Annotated in this window: 2 protein-coding genes; both read left to right on the forward strand. The window is 65.3% G+C overall.

Annotated features, from left to right (window positions below; genetic code table 11):
- Nucleotides 1–666: cyanophycinase (locus V6M52_RS08790; RefSeq protein ID WP_332700745.1), on the forward strand; the 666-nt coding region annotated here is incomplete at its 5' end.
- A 35-nt stretch (nt 667–701) separates the two neighbouring features.
- A partial coding sequence (locus tag V6M52_RS08795; RefSeq protein WP_332700746.1) for an isoaspartyl peptidase/L-asparaginase family protein occupies nt 702–1,550 on the forward strand: 849 nt, incomplete at its 3' end.

Consider the following 1,550-nt stretch of genomic DNA (forward strand, 5'->3'; position numbering starts at 1 on the left):
GACCAGTCCAACTATGTGCGCTATTGGAAGGGCACCCCCCTCAACGACGCAATCAATCAACATGTCCGCGACGGCAAACCGCTGGGCGGCACCAGCGCCGGTCTGGCCATCATGGGCGCGTTCAGCTACGGCGCGATGGACGGCGGCAGCCTGACCTCGGAAGACGCATTGAAGGATCCGATGGGCCCGGCAGTCACCCTGGTCGACGATTTCCTGCAGTTGCCCCCGCTGCCGGCGCATCGGGTCATCACCGACAGCCATTTCGGCGCCCGCGATCGCCTGGGGCGGCTGCTGACCTTCGTCGCCCGCCTGTCCAAGGAACAAGCCACCTCCGAAATCAGGGGGCTGGGCGTGGACGAAAACACGGCGCTATGCATCGACGGCGACGGGACCGGCAAGGTCTTCACCGATACAGGCGGCAAGGTCTGGCTGGTATTGCCGCAGACGTTAATGGAGCTGACTGCCAAGGATGGCCCTCAGTCCTACCGAGAATTCATGGAAGGGCGGGTCCAGGCAGGGCAGGTCCTTGATTTTCCTGGCTTCATGGTCACCGGCATCGGTTCCGGCAGCCGATTATTGTTGCCCGCCTTCACCGTCGAGAACCCGGCCTTCCAGTCCGAGGCCGACGTGGTGAAAGGCCGCCTGGTAGTCCGCCAGTTAGACTGAAATCCTTCCCAGCCCACGAAAAGCCGGAAATCCCGATGAAAAAACTGCGTCTTTGCGCTGCTTTGCTGGTCCTGCTAGCCCCTACCGTCCAGGCTGCACAGCCCGAGGACAGCGTGCTACTGATCCATGGCGGCGCCGGCGTGGTGCGCAGCGACATGACCCCGGCCGACGAGGCCGCAGTACGGGCGGCGCTGGAGTTGGCCCTGCGCAAGGGCCACGAACAGCTCGCAGCCGGCAAACCCGCGCTGGACGCGGTAACCGCGGCGATCACCGCGCTGGAGGACGACCCCCATTTCAACGCCGGCAAGGGCGCGGTCTTCACCCATGACGGCAAGAACGAGTTGGATTCCTCGCTGATGGACGGCGCTACCCGCAAGGCGGGCGCGGTGGCCGGGGTGCGCACGGTCAAGAACCCGATCCTGCTGGCGCGCGCGGTGATGGAGAAGTCCGAGCACGTGATGATGGTCGGGCAGGGCGCGGAAATATTCGCCAAAGAACAAGGAGTTACGCTGGTCGACCCGACCTATTTCCGTACCGAGAAGCGCTGGCAGCAGCTGCAGAAGGCGCTGAAGGAAGAGGCTTCCGGACAGGCCCACACCGATCTGGAGACCGCCAAGCACTTCGGCACCGTCGGCGCGGTGGCGCTGGACCAGCAGGGCCACCTGGCCGCCGGCACCTCCACCGGGGGCATGACCAACAAGCGTTACGGCCGGGTCGGCGATTCGCCCATCATCGGTGCCGGCACCTATGCCGATGCCGGCTGTGCGGTCTCCGGGACCGGCTGGGGCGAGTTCTACATCCGCGCCGCCGCCGCCCACGACATCTGCGCGCGCATGGCCTACCTGAAGGAAACCCCGCAGCAGGCCGGCGAAACCGTCATCAAT

Source organism: Devosia sp., assembly GCF_036676215.1.
Taxonomy (GTDB): domain Bacteria; phylum Pseudomonadota; class Alphaproteobacteria; order Rhizobiales; family Devosiaceae; genus Devosia.